Below are 14,402 nucleotides of genomic sequence, written 5' to 3'. Positions count from 1 at the left end.
GTTTACTTACCAGCCTTTCCGACCTTGCGGCGGATGACTTCGCCGGCGTAACGGACACCCTTGCCCTTGTAGGGGTCAGGCTTGCGCAGCTTGCGAATGTTGGCAGCAACCTCGCCGACCTGCTGCTTGTTGATACCCGCAACAGAGAGCTTGGTCGGACCCTCTACTACGAAGGTGATGCCTTCGGGTGCCGAGACGTTAACCGGGTGGCTGAAGCCAAGAGCGAACTCCAGGTCAGAACCCTTTGCCTGAACGCGGTAACCAGTACCAACGATTTCAAGCTTCTTCTCGTAGCCCTCGGTAACGCCCTGGATCATGTTGGCGATCAGGGTGCGGGTCAGGCCGTGCAGCGAACGCGAGTTGCGCTCGTCGTTCGGGCGGGTGACCGTGAGAGTGTTCTCTTCCAGGGAAACCTCGATCGGGCTGGCCACAGTGTGGCTCAGCTCTCCCTTGGAACCCTTGACGCTGATGACGGAGCCATCGAGCTTGACCTCAACTCCGGCAGGAACGGTGATGGGGAGACGTCCAATACGTGACATTATTCTCTTCCTTTCCCGTTACCAGACGTACGCGAGGACTTCGCCGCCCACGCCCTTCTTGCCGGCCTGCTTGTCAGTCAGGAGGCCGGAAGAGGTGGACAGGATAGCGATACCCAGGCCACCCAGCACGTGCGGCAGGTTGGTGGACTTCGCGTAAACGCGGAGGCCCGGCTTGGAGATGCGGCGGACGCCAGCGATGGAACGCTCGCGGTTCGGACCGAACTTCAGGTCGATGGTCAGCTTCTTGCCAACCTCGGCGTCTTCTTCCTTCCAGCCGGCAATGTAGCCTTCTGCCTTCAGGATGTCAGCAACGCGTGCCTTCAGCTTGCTGTACGGCATGGTCACGGTGTCGTGGTATGCCGAGTTTGCATTGCGCAGACGCGTGAGCATGTCTGCGACAGGATCTGTCATAGTCATTTGGGCTATAGCCCTTCCTCATAACGGTTTCCGCTGCGCCTGCTCTTGCGAGCCTGCGCTGCCGGACCTGTTACGTAGTTAGTTTTCGGTCTTGAACGGGAAACCAAGCGCCTTGAGCAGCGCGCGGCCTTCGTCGTCGGTCTTGGCGGTGGTGACGACCGTGATGTCCATACCGCGAACGCGGTCGATGGAGTCCTGGTCGATTTCGTGGAACATAACCTGCTCGGTCAGACCGAAGGTGTAGTTGCCGTTGCCATCGAACTGCTTGCCGTTGAGGCCGCGGAAGTCACGGATACGCGGCAGAGCCAGCGAAACCAGACGGTCCACGAATTCCCACATGCGGTCTCCACGCAGGGTTGCGTGTGCACCGATCGGCATGCCTTCGCGCAGCTTGAACTGTGCGATCGACTTACGGGCCTTGGTTACCTGCGGCTTCTGGCCGGTGATCAGGGTGAGGTCGCGGACAGCGCCGTCGATCAGCTTGGAGTCCTTGGCGGCATCTCCAACACCCATGTTCACAACAACCTTCACCAGGCGGGGAACCTGGTTCACGTTCGCATAGCTGAACTCGTCCTGCAGGGACTTCTTGATGGTCTCTGCATACTTCGTCTTCAGACGCGGAACGATCTTGTTTGCGACGGTAGTCTCAGACAGTGTTTCACTCATCAGATGTCCTTCCCGGTGGCCTTGGACACGCGGATACGGACGGTCTTGGTAGCGCCATCCTTCTCAACGGTGTCGAGACGGAAACCAACACGGGTCGGCTTCTTGGTCGACGGGTCAACCAGAGCAACGTTGGAAACGTGGATCGGGGCCTCAATGACCTCGATGCCACCGGTCTTGGTGCCGCGCTGCGACTGACCGACCTTGGTGTGCTTGGTGACGCGGTTGATTCCCTCTACCAGCACGCGGTTGGTGTCCGGGAATACGCGCAGGACCTTGCCCTGCTTGCCGCGGTCGCCGCCACGTTCCTGCTTGGCGCCGGTGATGACCTGAACGAGGTCACCCTTTTTGATCTTAGCCATGGACTAAAGCACCTCCGGGGCCAGCGAAACGATCTTCATGAACTTCTTGTCGCGAAGTTCACGACCAACCGGGCCGAAGATACGGGTACCGCGGGGGTCACCGTCGTTCTTCAGGATCACAGCTGCGTTTTCGTCAAACTTGATGTAGGAACCATCCGCACGGCGGCGTTCCTTCTTGGTACGGACGATGACCGCCTTAACGACGTCGCCCTTCTTTACGTTTCCGCCGGGAATAGCGTCCTTGACGGTAGCGACGATAACGTCGCCAATGCCTGCGTAGCGACGACCGGATCCACCGAGAACGCGAATGGTAAGGATTTCCTTAGCACCCGTGTTGTCGGCGACCTTGAGTCGCGACTCCTGCTGAATCAATTTTTACTCCTTGCGTCGCGCCGGTTCTCAGACCGAAATCATGCATACGGAATGAGCCTTGCGGAACGGTTGATCGGGGTGTCTCTTGACCTGCCTGGATTTTGCCAGAACAGGCCTAAACGCCCGTGCCACGAGCATCAGCTTCCCTTGCAGAAAACTCTGCGCGGGGCAGTATGCAGCGGCACGATTGTTTACGAGGTAGTTGATGACGCACAATTGGCGCCATACAAACTCAATATCCTAGCATGTTTCGCTGGTCTTTCCGAAACGTGCCAGGAACGCGGAAGGGCCCGCGTTCCATGCAGAACGCGGACCCTTCCAATAAATCTCAACCGGGCAAGCCCAGCGTCGGATTTACTTGGCCTTCTCGAGGATCTCCACCAGGCGCCACCGCTTGGTAGCGGACAGCGGGCGGGTCTCAGAGATGAGAACGAGGTCGCCGATGCCGGCGGTGTTCTCTTCGTCGTGAGCCTTGACCTTCGAGGTGCGGCGAATAACCTTGCCGTACAGAGCGTGCTTCACGCGGTCTTCAACCTGAACAACGATGGTCTTTTCCATCTTGTCAGAGACAACGTAGCCGCGACGCGTCTTACGGTAACCGCGCTGTTCAGCGCTGGCTGCTGCTTCCGTCACAGTTTCCTTCTCGCTCACTTGGCGTCCTCTCCAGCTTCAGCTTCGGCAGTTTCAGCCTTGGCAGCCTTCTTGGACTTCTTTTCTTCCTTGGCTTCCACAACCGGTGCGGCAACCTCGGCACGAATGCCCAGCTCGCGCTCACGCAGAACGGTGTAGATGCGTGCGATGTCCTTCTTTACCGCACGCAGGCGACCGTGGTTCTCCAGCTGACCGGTGGCGGACTGGAAACGCAGGTTGAACAGCTCTTCCTTGGACTTGCGGAGTTCTTCAACGAGACGCTCGTTGTCGAAACCGTCCAGCTGTGCGGGTGCGAGATCCTTCGACCCTACTGCCATTTCTATTCACCACCTTCGCGACGCACAATGCGTGCCTTCAACGGGAGCTTGTGGATTGCCAGGCGCAGGGCCTCGCGAGCTACCTCTTCATTGACACCGGAGAGTTCGAAGAGAACCCGGCCCGGCTTGACGTTTGCGACCCACCATTCCGGAGAACCCTTACCGGAACCCATACGGGTTTCAGCAGGCTTCTTCGTCAGCGGACGGTCCGGGTAGATGTTGATCCAGACCTTACCGCCACGCTTGATGTGGCGGGTCATCGCGATACGGGCGGACTCGATCTGACGGTTCGTCACGTATGCCGGGCTCAGGGCCTGGATACCGTACTCACCGAAACTGACCTTGGTGCCACCCGTTGCAGCGCCGGAACGACCCGGGTGGTGCTGCTTACGGTGCTTGACTCGACGTGGGATAAGCATTTAAGCCTCTCCTCCTTCTGCTGCCGGAGCAGCAGCTTCAGCGGCCGGAGCCTCTGCAGCAACCGGTGCTGCGTCAGCGGCCGGGCGGTCGTTACGACGACGGCGGTCGCCACCCGGGCGGCCCGGACGGTCTCCTGCGCGGCCACGGGACGGAGCAGCAGCTGCCTGCTGAGCCAGTTCCTTGGCGGTTACGTCACCCTTGTAGATCCAAACCTTCACGCCGATGCGGCCGAAGGTGGTCTTGGCTTCGTAGAAGCCGTAGTCGATGTTCGCGCGGAGGGTGTGCAGGGGCACACGGCCTTCGCGGTAGAACTCCGAGCGGGACATTTCTGCGCCACCCAGACGACCCGAGCAAGCAACACGGATACCCTTGGCACCCGCACGCTGTGCGGACTGCATGGCCTTCTTCATCGCACGGCGGAAAGCCACGCGGGAAGTCAGCTGCTCAGCGATGCCCTGGGCAACAAGCTGTGCTTCCATCTCGGGGTTCTTGACCTCGAGGATGTTCAGCTGAACCTGCTTGCCAGTGAGCTTTTCGAGCTCGCCGCGGATGCGGTCTGCTTCGGCGCCACGGCGACCGATAACGATACCCGGGCGTGCCGTGTGGATATCCACGCGGACACGGTCACGGGTGCGCTCGATCTCAACCTTGGCAATGCCGGCGCGCTCCATGCCAGTGGACATGAGCTGACGGATCTTGATGTCCTCGCGGACGAAGTCCTTGTAGCGCTGTCCGGCCTTGTTGCTGTCAGCAAACCAGTGCGAAACGTGGTCGGTGGTGATGCCGAGTCGGAACCCGTGCGGGTTTACTTTCTGTCCCACTTAGCGAGCCTCCTCTTTCTCCGGGGTTGCGACGACCACGGTGATGTGGCTGGTCCGCTTCCTAATGCGGTAGGCGCGGCCTTGGGCACGCGGCTGGAACCGCTTCATGGTCGGGCCTTCATCAACGAATGCTTCGCTGACGAACAGGTCGCTGTCGTCGAATGCAACGCCGTCACGGTCCGCGAGGACACGTGCGTTGGCCATTGCCGACTGAAGTACCTTGAATACCGGCTCCGAAGCTGCCTGGGGGGCAAACTTCAGAATTGCCAGAGCCTCATTCGCTTGCTTACCACGAACAAGGTTGACGACGCGCCGGGCCTTCATAGGCGTTACGCGGATGTGACGCGCAATAGCCTTGGCTTCCATTGCTTTCCTTCTCTCGTCTAAGACGTAAAGTCAGGCGCCTAGCGGCGCTTGCCCTTACGGTCGTCCTTAACATGGCCGCGGAATGTCCGCGTGGGAGCGAATTCGCCGAGCTTGTGCCCGACCATCGACTCAGTGACAAACACCGGAATGTGCTTGCGTCCGTCGTGTACGGCGATCGTGTGCCCGAGCATGTCGGGGATGATCATCGAACGGCGGGACCAGGTCTTGATGACGTTCTTGGTGCCCTTATCGTTTTCCCGTGCGACCTTCACAAAGAGGTGCTGGTCAACGAAAGGACCTTTTTTCAGGCTGCGTGGCATGTGTCCAGGCTCCTATCGCTTGTTCTTGCCAGTACGGCGGCGACGAACAATAAGCTTGTCGCTCTCTTTGTTCGGACGGCGGGTACGGCCCTCGGGCTTGCCGTTCGGGTTAACCGGGTGACGTCCACCGGAAGTCTTACCTTCACCACCACCGTGCGGGTGGTCAACCGGGTTCATGGCTACACCACGGACGGTCGGGCGAACGCCCTTCCAGCGCATACGGCCGGCCTTGCCCCAGTTGATGTTCGACTGCTCGGCGTTGCCGACCTCGCCGACGGTTGCGCGGCAGCGCACGTCAACGTTGCGGATTTCGCCGGAGGGCAGACGCAGCTGGGCGAAGCGGCCTTCCTTGGCAACGAGCTGTACCGAAGCACCAGCGGAACGTGCCATCTTGGCGCCGCCACCCGGACGCAGTTCAACTGCGTGGATAACGGTACCAACCGGGATGTTGCGCAGCGGCAGGTTGTTGCCCGGCTTGATGTCAGCGTCGGGACCAGCCTCGACGAAGTCACCCTGGGACAGCTTGTTAGGAGCGATGATGTAACGCTTGGTGCCATCAACGTAGTGCAGGAGTGCGATGCGAGCCGTGCGGTTCGGGTCGTACTCGATTTCGGCAACGCGGGCGTTGATGCCGTCCTTGTCGTGACGACGGAAGTCGATCAGACGGTACTGGCGCTTGTGCCCACCACCCTTGTGACGGGTGGTGATCTTACCGGAGTTGTTACGGCCGCCAGTCTTGTGCAGCGGACGCAGCAACGACTTTTCCGGAGTCGATCGCGTGATTTCAGCGAAGTCGGCTACGCTCGAGCCACGACGGCCCGGGGTAGTCGGCTTGTATTTACGGATTCCCATAATTTATTTCCTCGTTAAAGTGGTCTCCGCTACGCGAGCGGACCGCCGAAGATGTCGATTGTGCCTTCTTTGAGGGTGACAATTGCACGCTTGGTGCTCTTGCGCTGTCCCCAGCCGAATTTGGTGCGCTTGCGCTTACCGGCACGGTTGATGGTGTTGATCGAGTCAACTTTGACCGAGAAGATCTTCTCAACGGCCAATTTGATCTCGGTCTTGTTCGAGCGAGGGTCCACCAGGAAGGTGTACTTGCCTTCGTCGATCAGACCGTAGCTCTTTTCCGATACGACGGGTGCAAGCACGACGTCGCGCGGGTCCTTGATGGTGGTTACGCTCACTTGGAGGCCTCCTCGTTCTTAGCCTTGTCAGCGACGAACGCCTCGAAAGCAGCCTTGGTGAAGACCACGTCGTCGGAAACGAGAACGTCGTAGGTGTTCAGCTGGTCTGCGTACAGAACGTGAACATCTGCGAGGTTGCGCACGGAGAGTGCAGCGACGTCGTTGGCGCGCTCGATAACAACGAGCAGGTTCTTGCGCTCGGAGACTGCACGCAGCGAAGCCAATGCTTCCTTGGCGGACGGCTTGGAGCCGGCAACCAGTTCAGCGATGACGTGGATGCGACCGTTACGGGCGCGGTCAGACAGGGCGCCGCGGAGAGCAGCAGCCTTCATCTTCTTGGGGGTGCGCTGGCTGTAGTCACGAGGGGTCGGACCGTGGACAACGCCACCGCCGGTCATGTGAGGAGCACGGATGGAACCCTGACGGGCGCGGCCGGTGCCCTTCTGCTTGAACGGCTTGCGACCTGCACCGGAAACCTCGGCGCGGGTCTTCGTCTTGTGGGTACCCTGGCGGGCAGCAGCGAGCTGTGCGACGACGACCTGGTGCAGCAGCGGCACGTTGGTCTGGACGTCGAAGATCTCTGCAGGCAGGTCTACCTTGACAGTGCTAGTCATCTAACTAGGCTCCCTTCACGGCGGTGCGTACGAGTACGACCTGGCCGCGGGCACCGGGGACGGCACCCTTGATAAGGAGCAGCGACTTCTCAACGTCAACAGCGTGAACCGTGAGGTTCAGCGTCGTGTGACGCTCGGCGCCCATGCGGCCGGCCATTTTCAGGCCCTTGAAGACGCGGCTCGGGGTGGATGCGCCACCGATGGAGCCAGGCTTACGGTGGTTCTTGTGGGCACCGTGGGAAGCGCCAACGCCGTGGAAGCCGTGACGCTTCATAACACCGGCGAAGCCCTTGCCCTTGGAGGTGCCGACGACGTCGATCTTCTGGCCGGCTTCGAAGATCTCAACAGAGAGCTCCTGGCCCAGCTCGTAGGATGCGGCGTCTGCGGTACGCAGTTCGACAACGTGGCGGCGAGGAGTTACGCCTGCCTTTTCAAAGTGACCAGCCAGCGGCTTGGTGACCTTGCGGGGATCGATCTGGCCGTAGCCGATCTGGACGGCGACGTAGCCATCTACCTCTGCGTTACGCAGCTGGGTGATGACGTTGGAGTCAGCCTGGACGACAGTTACCGGGATGAGCTTGTTGTTCTCGTCCCAGACCTGGGTCATGCCGAGCTTCGTGCCCAGCAGGCCCTTTACGTTACGGGTTGCGGTCATAGTCTCTCAGCACCTCCCTAGAGCTTGATTTCGATGTTCACGTCTGCAGGCAGGTCGAGACGCATAAGCGAGTCAACAGCCTTCGGCGTGGGGTCGATGATGTCGATCAGACGCTTGTGAGTACGCATTTCGAAGTGCTCACGGCTGTCCTTGTACTTGTGCGGAGAGCGGATAACGCAGTACACGTTCTTCTCCGTCGGAAGCGGCACCGGGCCGACTACCGTTGCGCCTGCGCGCGTGACCGTCTCAACGATCTTCCGCGCTGAAACATCAATGACCTCGTGGTCATATGACTTCAGCCGGATGCGGATTTTTTGTCCCGCCATGTCGCCTGACTCTCTTTCAGCTAGTGCTGCTCTAGTTAGGGCTGCTCTGTTTACTTACCTGTTGGCGTGGCCGCCGAAGCGTTTGAGGTTGTACCACCACACGCCGCACAAGCTGAATCCGGCTCATTCCGGGTTCCTCAACTTGCCGGCGCACCGACCCCCGCGGTCGGGCGTGTCGCGATTTTCACGCAAACTCGACCGCATTCCATGGGGTTCAGGGTTATGTTTGGGCTTCAGCCTGGACCCTGACACCCGGCATTATCCGGATCGGGACACGAAGAAGCGCTTGAACAACTCATCCAGTATGGCGGAAATAAAGGCCAAAGGCCAATCGGGGCCCGGGCGGGCATTGCCACAGCCGCCACGCGCTGTGGATGATAGTGGAATGACCGCCCAGGATACGGGTTCCGTGGAAGATCTGGCCGCGCGCCTACGTCCAGGGTTCACGCTGGGAGTGGCGGCCGCCGCCTTCCAGATTGAAGGTTCTGTAACCGCTGATGGGCGGGGACCTTCGGGCTGGGATGCATTCGCGCAGAAGCCGGGGGCAATCGTCGACGGCGACTCCCCCACCATTGCGTGCGATCACTACAACCGTGCTCACGAAGATATCACCCTGATGCAGGAACTGGGCATCGACTCATACCGCTTCTCCTTGTCCTGGCCCAGGATCCAGCCCGGCGGCAAAGGTGGAATCAACCAGCGCGGGCTGGACTTCTACGATCGACTGATCGACAAACTGCTTGCTGCCGGTATCTCGCCCATGGCAACCCTGTTCCATTGGGATACTCCTCTGGAACTTGAACACGCCGGCGGCTGGATGAATCGGGATACAGCGGAACGCTTTGCCGTTTATTGCAGCGCTGCAGCGGAGCGCTTTGGGGACCGCGTGGAGCACTGGGTCACCATGAACGAACCAGTTTCCGTCACGCTCCAAGGCTATGCTTTGGGCGTCCACGCCCCAGGCCGCCAGTTGTTGTTCGATGCACTTCCGGCCGCCCATCACCAATTATTGGGCCATGGATTGGCAGTGCGGGCCCTGCGTGAGGCCGGAGTGAAAGGGCAGATTGGCATCTCCAATATGCACTCGCCCGTCCGCCCAGCGAGCAACAGCCTCTCGGACCGTTTGATGGCCCAGTCCTTCGATCTGCTCCTCAACCGCATTTATGCTGACGCCGTCCTGCTGGGTCAGTACCCCAGGCCACCTTTGCCCATGAAACCCTGGTTCCGGTCATTGGGGACCATCCGGGATGGTGACCTTGAGCTGATCAGTCAGCCGCTGGACTTCTATGGGCTCAATTACTACTACCCGATCAAGGTTGCCGCAGGGCGAGGACCGGCGGAGATCCCCACAGGCACGGCCGTCGAAATGACGAAAGTGCCGTTCCACCTTGCCGCCTACCAGGAGTATGAAACAACCGGATTCGGCTGGCCAGTGGCGCCGGAGCATTTGGCAGTGCTGCTCCGCGAGATGAAGGACCGCTACGGCGAGGCTCTTCCACCGGTCTATATCACCGAAGGCGGAGCCAGTTTTCCGGAGCCTTCGCACGTTGATGGGCCCATACAGGACCATAACCGGATCAGCTACCTGGCGGAGCATCTTGGCCACGCGCTGACTGCTACGGGGCCCGGCGGCATCGCCGAGGACGTCCAACTCCGCGGTTACTACGTGTGGACACTCCTGGATAACTTCGAGTGGGCGGCTGGGTACTCGCAACGCTTTGGCTTGGTGCATGTGGACTTCGACACCTTGGAGCGCACACCCAAAGACTCGTTTTACTGGTACCGGGCGCTGGGCCGGGCACGTCACCGGGAACCCTAGCCCAGGTGGGTTAACTCCCCATGCACCTACTTGTTCTTGTTGGCGCGGTTGATGCGCTTGGCGCGGTCAATTTCGTTCCGGAAGTACTTGCGACCCCACAGCACTCCGCCGCCGATCACCGCGATGATGGCAAGGAAAATCAGAAATTCCATGGTGCTCCTCTCATTGAGCTCAACGTTAGCGGATTCCATCCTGAGTGGATGCTGCCGAGCGTTCCTCTGTCGGGTTGTTGCCGTCGATTGCCGGCGGTTTTCGGTTCAGCCGCCATATGGCCAGCACGATCAGGGTCAAGGCAACGATCGCCAGCATGGCGAACGCGTAACTGCGCAACGCCCACATGACACTGGCAGCCACACCAGCGGCGCCCCACCACACGAACATGCGCTCAGCCAGGAGAAGCCCGGCCACCAGGAGCACTGCATGGGCCACGAGGACGTATATCTGCTGGGATGAAGTGCCCATGAAACTTGTCCCCACGGCTGTCAAGGACAGCAGCCCTGCTGTCAGGGCAAGCCGCAATTGTCCCTCAGAACGTTGCCGGTCCAAGTAGCGCGCCCCTGCCATAACCGCCCCGGCGACGACGTACCATTGTGCCGCCCAAAACCAATCCGGCGAGCTGCCATCCACAAACAGAAGCGCGCGTTGGAACCCGGCGAGCGTAGCCACAGCAGTGATTTCTCCGGCCAGCCTCTTGCCGTCTGTGACCTCGATGACCACCAACACTCCGGAAACCAGGATAAGTGTGGCACCCACGAAAGAGGTCTGGTCCCGCCCCAGGCCGACGGCCGCAGCTACTCCAAGCCCCGCGATCGACGTTACCGCCAGGGCGTTCCGCCGCCAAGGTTGTGAGGCGATGAAGGGGCCGCCCAGCCTGCGGACCACATACATCGCTGCCCCGGTTCCCGCTGCGCCTATCAACCATGGCAGGAAGGAGTCCCAGGCAGTCAGCTCCCGACCATCCAGCAAACCGTCGACGGCGGCCACGGCACCAACCAGCGCGGCGGGCGCGGCAGCGGCATAGAGGGAGGGCATCCCCTCAAAGTGCGAGGCGGCGAACACCACTGAGGCCAGAACCAGGATGGCAAAACCGCTAAGCGACAGTGACGTCGTCATAGCCAACAAGCCACCAGCAGCTGTGAAGGTGAGTGCCGAAATCAACCACAGCAACCGTTCGACCACAGCTGCGGCTGAACCCCCGCCAGTTATTACGGGTCTCGCGTTCAGGGGCGGGAAAACTGCCCTGGCAACGATGGCAGCCACTGCCAGCGCCAGCAGCACCCAAGGCACTTGGTACTTGTCCAGCAACGGCTGATACAGCCACGTATCAGATGAGAAGCCCAGGGAGGGTCCAGCCGCGATCACTCCTGCCGTGAGTCCAGCGATCCCGAAGTACTGCGCTCCCCGGGCGCCAAAGGTGCGCCACGCGATCGCGGCCGCTACCGGCACGAATGCCAACTCCGCGAGAAGCACCCAACGGCCACCGCCGTCGTAATCTGCTGCGAGCAAGTAGACCAGTGGGAGAAGAAGCTGTGCGCCTGGAATTGCCCATACCATTGCCTTCTGGAAGGGGTCGTCGCTGTGTCGCCTCTGGAGGAAGGACTGCACAAAGAACTGCACTGGCAACTGCAGGATAAGGATCAGCGCGACAGCGACAGATGTAGCAGCAGCCGACTCCGTGAAGTCGGCCACCACCAGCGTGACCAAGGCCCCGGAGAGAATGCGCACAGCCAACAGGTATCCACCGCGGGCCAGGCGCTGGCCGGTCACAGCAACCATGAAGCCGCTGTATGCCGTAAAGATGCCCAGCAGGAGTTCCAGATCCCTGACATTTCCAAGCCGGAGGGCGAACAGCAGAACCATTGCCGCAGGAGCGAACAACCATCCCAGTTTGTGGGCTCGAAGGGTCGTGCTGATGGCCACGGCCGCCAGAGCCGTAATGGTGGCACCCGCACCTGGCTGCCAACCCTCGAGAACCCCCGACGCCCCGCCCAGGGTGAGGAACATACTGCACAGGACCATCCCGGTAAGCACCACTCCAGCATCGATAATGGCAGGCCCCAGGGACTTCGCAAGATAACCCGCACGCAGCGGCAGGATCAGCTGCAGGGCAAGAACGACAATGAGGCCAACGGCAACCTCTTCATGGGCAATCTGGAATCCGGCGTCCTTCGTTGCGTCGTAGTAGGCCGAGGCAGCTAACACGGTTCCCGCGGCGCGCGCCAACCACCAGTAGCTTTGCCTATGGAGGGAAGCACGCAACCGGAGGGCTGTGGCGCAGAAGTAGATGACAGCGGCCAGGAGAACCACGTTGGCCAGTGTCCGCGACACGGCAACCCCGGCCACGATGCCTGCCACCGTAGCGGCGGCCGGAGCCAGGAACTCCCCTATTGTGGGACGCCACGTCAAGACGCCAGCGCCACCTGTGGGGCCGGTACTGCTACTGTCCCTACCCTGAGGGAACGCCAACCAGCCGGAAACCAAACCTGCGGCAACCACCGCCCCCACAGCAACTGCCACGGTGGGCCGCCCGGGTGCACCATCGAAAATGGGCAAAGCAAGGAGTCCTGCCATCGCCGCCCCGCCGAACCCCGCTGTGGACGCCTGCCCTCCCACGGCGCGAACGCCGTTGGCCTCAAGCAAGGCACTCACCAGCTGCTGTACGGCACATGCCGCCACGAAAGCGAACAACGTGTAGGAAGGCCTGTACGGATGATCGGTGAAAACGCCGGCAGCCAACGCCGTTACCGATAGCGTAAGAGCGACCCGCCCAGCCAGGACGTAGACATGTCGAAGTGGCCTCGACTTGTTTGCTCCCAGAAGGAACCAATAGAGGGCCGCGACAACTAGCAGCCCGGTCACGGGCCACGCACCCAGCAACCGAACGAACGGTGCTGCCACAACAAGTACGGCGGCGGGTGCGAACTCTGCCCCCTGGCCCAGCTTCCAACCCAGCACCATGGCTGTCGGCATCGCGATGCAGAGCGGCACAAACTCTGGAAGCTGGAAAGTTCCCACGCCAAGCATGACCGTGAGCACAACCGCCGCAACAGTTTGCAGCCCGAGGCACGAGACGGCGTCGTACCACCACGTTCGTGGAAGCAAGCGTTTTCCGCCGAAGGCGACTCCAACCGATTGGACCCCCAAACAGATGATTCCAGCGAGAACCACGTGGCTAGAATCTGCAGATACATCCCACACAAGACCCAACACTGCCAAGGTGAAGGCGACGCGGGCGCCATAGAAATTGAGCAATCGGTGCTGGCCTGACGGCGCTTGCTGGCCCGACGGCACAAGCACCATCACTGCAAAGTACAGCCCGCACATCAGCATGACCATGGGGTACTCCCCCTTGGCCAGGAAGTTGGGCGTCATGCTTACYGCGAGMCCCACGAAMGGCACGACAAACGGATGCAGCACCACCAGAGGACGGASATAGAGCGGAGGTAGCCACCGCGGGCGAACCAGCGCTCCGAGCGTGAAGAGAATGGCAACGCCAATCAGCGCCGTAAARTACCAGACCAAGGCCCCGCCAAGCACTGAGACTCCGGACCATGCCGTGGAGACCACGAAGGTGAGCGAGAGCAGAGCCAACACCTTGTTATCGAGGCGCAGTGCAGCGTAAACGTAGGCAGCAGTTCCCAGCAAAGAAGTGACCAGCCATGCCGTGGGGCCGTGATGAAGGGCAAAGTTATACATGGCCAGGCCTGTAACCGGAATCAGGGCCAGCCCCGTTCCGGTAAAAGCTATGGCTGCCGGGCGAAGTCGCGGCACCCTTGGCTGGATGATCAGTCCTGAACCATAGAACAAGATGGTGATGGCCCAGATGGCCACAAAACGAAGAACCTCAGGAAGGCTCGTTCCAACAAACAGTGCGCCTGCGGCGACAAGCAATAGACTCGCGACGTACAGGGTGATGTTGATGTTTTGGCGGTCGCGTTTCTCCTTCCGAGCCGCCACCGCTTCCGGGCTCTCAAGCTGGGGAAGCTTCGGCTGGAATGGTTGCTGTTGTTGCGTAGGAGCCACACTTCCCTGTGGAGCGGGCACGCGACTGCTCGACGGCGGCACCCCGACTGGCCCAGCGATCCTCACCGTCTGCTGAAACCCAGAAGGCATGATTGCCGGCTGGAACGGCATCGACGGCTGTACCACAGGCGATTGCTGTACTGTCGGCAACTGCTGTGCTGTCGCCGGTACCTGTGCTGTCGGCGGTTGCTGTACTGTCGGCGGGTGCTGTACTGTCGCCGCTTGCTGCCGCACTTTGGGCCGCTGACTTTGCCCTCGCGCGTCCTCCCACCCAGCCAGATGGCCGGCGAGGTACCCCGCACGATAAGTAGCGGCGTCGTCGATTCTGACAGTCGGCGTCGAACGAGCACCTTCCCGCCGGCCCCGCACCAAGCCCAGTGCGTAGCCAATGACACCAATAACGGCCAAAAGCATCAGCGCAAGGCCTGTCGTCAAGAATCCCAGCATGGAAGCTCCTACGGTGAAGCCGGGCGCAAGGCCTGCACGGCATTAATCCAATCGATAGATAAATGATAGCAAAGAAGAACCCC

19 protein-coding genes are annotated in these 14,402 nt (G+C 60.7%); 1 reads left to right on the top strand and 18 read right to left on the bottom strand.

Annotation, left to right across the window (positions count from 1 at the left end; translation table 11 throughout):
- Positions 1–2 precede the first annotated feature (2 nt).
- The 16 genes from rplF to rpsJ all read right to left on the bottom strand — a co-directional run bounded on the left by rplF (position 3) and on the right by rpsJ (position 8,030).
- Positions 3–539 (bottom strand): 50S ribosomal protein L6, encoded by a 537-nt coding sequence (gene rplF / locus AC1DCM_RS10115; RefSeq protein ID WP_144659422.1) that lies wholly within the window; start codon positions 537–539, stop codon positions 3–5.
- Between the two features lie 18 nt (positions 540–557).
- Complete coding sequence (rpsH, locus tag AC1DCM_RS10110) at positions 558–956, bottom strand: 30S ribosomal protein S8 (RefSeq protein WP_216925090.1); 399 nt, start codon at positions 954–956, stop codon at positions 558–560.
- Positions 957–1,034: 78 nt separating this feature from the next.
- The gene (gene rplE / locus AC1DCM_RS10105) at positions 1,035–1,622 is read right to left on the bottom strand and encodes a 50S ribosomal protein L5 (RefSeq protein WP_144648593.1); all 588 of its coding nucleotides are present in this window, start codon (positions 1,620–1,622) and stop codon (positions 1,035–1,037) included.
- Entirely contained in the window at positions 1,622–1,981 is a 360-nt protein-coding gene (gene rplX / locus AC1DCM_RS10100; protein WP_442004064.1) for a 50S ribosomal protein L24, read from the bottom strand. The genes rplE and rplX overlap by 1 nt, the downstream gene beginning before the upstream one ends.
- A 3-nt stretch (positions 1,982–1,984) precedes the next feature.
- On the bottom strand, positions 1,985–2,353 hold the full coding sequence (rplN, locus tag AC1DCM_RS10095) for a 50S ribosomal protein L14 (protein WP_003803789.1): 369 nt from the start codon (positions 2,351–2,353) through the stop codon (positions 1,985–1,987).
- A gap of 354 nt (positions 2,354–2,707) precedes the next feature.
- Positions 2,708–3,004: a 30S ribosomal protein S17 gene (gene rpsQ / locus AC1DCM_RS10090; RefSeq protein ID WP_142938371.1), complete on the bottom strand. Its 297-nt coding sequence runs from the start codon at positions 3,002–3,004 to the stop codon at positions 2,708–2,710.
- Positions 3,001–3,321, bottom strand: a complete 321-nt coding sequence (gene rpmC, locus AC1DCM_RS10085; protein WP_275959788.1) for a 50S ribosomal protein L29 — start codon at positions 3,319–3,321, stop codon at positions 3,001–3,003. Before rpmC ends, rpsQ begins: the two co-directional genes overlap by 4 nt.
- A gap of 2 nt (positions 3,322–3,323) precedes the next feature.
- On the bottom strand, positions 3,324–3,740 hold the full coding sequence (rplP, locus tag AC1DCM_RS10080; protein ID WP_003803795.1) for a 50S ribosomal protein L16: 417 nt from the start codon (positions 3,738–3,740) through the stop codon (positions 3,324–3,326).
- Positions 3,741–4,562, bottom strand: coding sequence for a 30S ribosomal protein S3 (rpsC, locus tag AC1DCM_RS10075; protein WP_216925088.1), 822 nt, complete (start codon positions 4,560–4,562; stop codon positions 3,741–3,743).
- Positions 4,563–4,928: a 50S ribosomal protein L22 gene (gene rplV, locus AC1DCM_RS10070; protein ID WP_431115942.1), complete on the bottom strand. Its 366-nt coding sequence runs from the start codon at positions 4,926–4,928 to the stop codon at positions 4,563–4,565. It lies immediately after the preceding gene.
- A gap of 38 nt (positions 4,929–4,966) precedes the next feature.
- A complete protein-coding gene (gene rpsS, locus AC1DCM_RS10065; protein WP_011775591.1) occupies positions 4,967–5,248 on the bottom strand; it encodes a 30S ribosomal protein S19 in 282 nt (93 codons plus the stop codon).
- A gap of 12 nt (positions 5,249–5,260) precedes the next feature.
- A complete protein-coding gene (gene rplB, locus AC1DCM_RS10060) occupies positions 5,261–6,100 on the bottom strand; it encodes a 50S ribosomal protein L2 (RefSeq protein WP_011775592.1) in 840 nt (279 codons plus the stop codon).
- A gap of 29 nt (positions 6,101–6,129) precedes the next feature.
- Entirely contained in the window at positions 6,130–6,435 is a 306-nt protein-coding gene (rplW, locus tag AC1DCM_RS10055) for a 50S ribosomal protein L23 (protein ID WP_011775593.1), read from the bottom strand.
- Positions 6,432–7,049 (bottom strand): 50S ribosomal protein L4, encoded by a 618-nt coding sequence (rplD, locus tag AC1DCM_RS10050; RefSeq protein WP_431115944.1) that lies wholly within the window; start codon positions 7,047–7,049, stop codon positions 6,432–6,434. Before rplD ends, rplW begins: the two co-directional genes overlap by 4 nt.
- A 4-nt stretch (positions 7,050–7,053) precedes the next feature.
- Positions 7,054–7,704 carry a 50S ribosomal protein L3 gene (gene rplC / locus AC1DCM_RS10045; protein WP_026539807.1) on the bottom strand — a complete coding sequence of 217 codons (651 nt, stop codon included), beginning with the start codon at positions 7,702–7,704 and terminating at the stop codon, positions 7,054–7,056.
- Between the two features lie 17 nt (positions 7,705–7,721).
- A complete protein-coding gene (gene rpsJ, locus AC1DCM_RS10040) occupies positions 7,722–8,030 on the bottom strand; it encodes a 30S ribosomal protein S10 (protein ID WP_003803825.1) in 309 nt (102 codons plus the stop codon).
- A gap of 385 nt (positions 8,031–8,415) precedes the next feature.
- Here rpsJ and AC1DCM_RS10035 point away from each other — a divergent pair, with 385 nt between their 5' ends.
- Positions 8,416–9,849: a GH1 family beta-glucosidase gene (locus AC1DCM_RS10035; protein WP_442018332.1), complete on the top strand. Its 1,434-nt coding sequence runs from the start codon at positions 8,416–8,418 to the stop codon at positions 9,847–9,849.
- A gap of 26 nt (positions 9,850–9,875) precedes the next feature.
- On the opposite strand, the gene AC1DCM_RS10030 is transcribed toward AC1DCM_RS10035, so the two are convergent.
- A complete protein-coding gene (locus AC1DCM_RS10030) occupies positions 9,876–10,001 on the bottom strand; it encodes a hypothetical protein (protein WP_442018331.1) in 126 nt (41 codons plus the stop codon).
- A 25-nt stretch (positions 10,002–10,026) separates the two neighbouring features.
- Positions 10,027–14,319, bottom strand: coding sequence for a hypothetical protein (locus tag AC1DCM_RS10025; RefSeq protein WP_477518151.1), 4,293 nt, complete (start codon positions 14,317–14,319; stop codon positions 10,027–10,029).
- Between the last annotated feature and the right edge of the window lie 83 nt (positions 14,320–14,402).

Source organism: Paenarthrobacter sp. 10N417 (assembly GCF_056394745.1).
The sequence above is the reverse complement of the archived record's forward strand: the minus strand, read 5'-3'. Positions and strand labels throughout refer to the sequence as shown.

Excerpts from the sequence above, each read along its gene's own strand:
- rplF (WP_144659422.1), bottom strand. The coding sequence starts at position 539 with ATGTCACGTATTGGACGTCTCCCCATCACCGTTCCTGCCGGAGTTGAG.
- rpsH (WP_216925090.1), bottom strand. The coding sequence starts at position 956 with ATGACTATGACAGATCCTGTCGCAGACATGCTCACGCGTCTGCGCAAT.
- rplE (WP_144648593.1), bottom strand. The coding sequence starts at position 1,622 with ATGAGTGAAACACTGTCTGAGACTACCGTCGCAAACAAGATCGTTCCG.
- rplX (WP_442004064.1), bottom strand. The coding sequence starts at position 1,981 with ATGGCTAAGATCAAAAAGGGTGACCTCGTTCAGGTCATCACCGGCGCC.
- rpmC (WP_275959788.1), bottom strand. The coding sequence starts at position 3,321 with ATGGCAGTAGGGTCGAAGGATCTCGCACCCGCACAGCTGGACGGTTTC.
- rplP (WP_003803795.1), bottom strand. The coding sequence starts at position 3,740 with ATGCTTATCCCACGTCGAGTCAAGCACCGTAAGCAGCACCACCCGGGT.
- rplV (WP_431115942.1), bottom strand. The coding sequence starts at position 4,928 with ATGGAAGCCAAGGCTATTGCGCGTCACATCCGCGTAACGCCTATGAAG.
- rpsS (WP_011775591.1), bottom strand. The coding sequence starts at position 5,248 with ATGCCACGCAGCCTGAAAAAAGGTCCTTTCGTTGACCAGCACCTCTTT.
- rplB (WP_011775592.1), bottom strand. The coding sequence starts at position 6,100 with ATGGGAATCCGTAAATACAAGCCGACTACCCCGGGCCGTCGTGGCTCG.
- rplD (WP_431115944.1), bottom strand. The coding sequence starts at position 7,049 with ATGACTAGCACTGTCAAGGTAGACCTGCCTGCAGAGATCTTCGACGTC.
- rplC (WP_026539807.1), bottom strand. The coding sequence starts at position 7,704 with ATGACCGCAACCCGTAACGTAAAGGGCCTGCTGGGCACGAAGCTCGGC.
- rpsJ (WP_003803825.1), bottom strand. The coding sequence starts at position 8,030 with ATGGCGGGACAAAAAATCCGCATCCGGCTGAAGTCATATGACCACGAG.
- AC1DCM_RS10035 (WP_442018332.1), top strand. The coding sequence starts at position 8,416 with ATGACCGCCCAGGATACGGGTTCCGTGGAAGATCTGGCCGCGCGCCTA.
- AC1DCM_RS10030 (WP_442018331.1), bottom strand. The coding sequence starts at position 10,001 with ATGGAATTTCTGATTTTCCTTGCCATCATCGCGGTGATCGGCGGCGGA.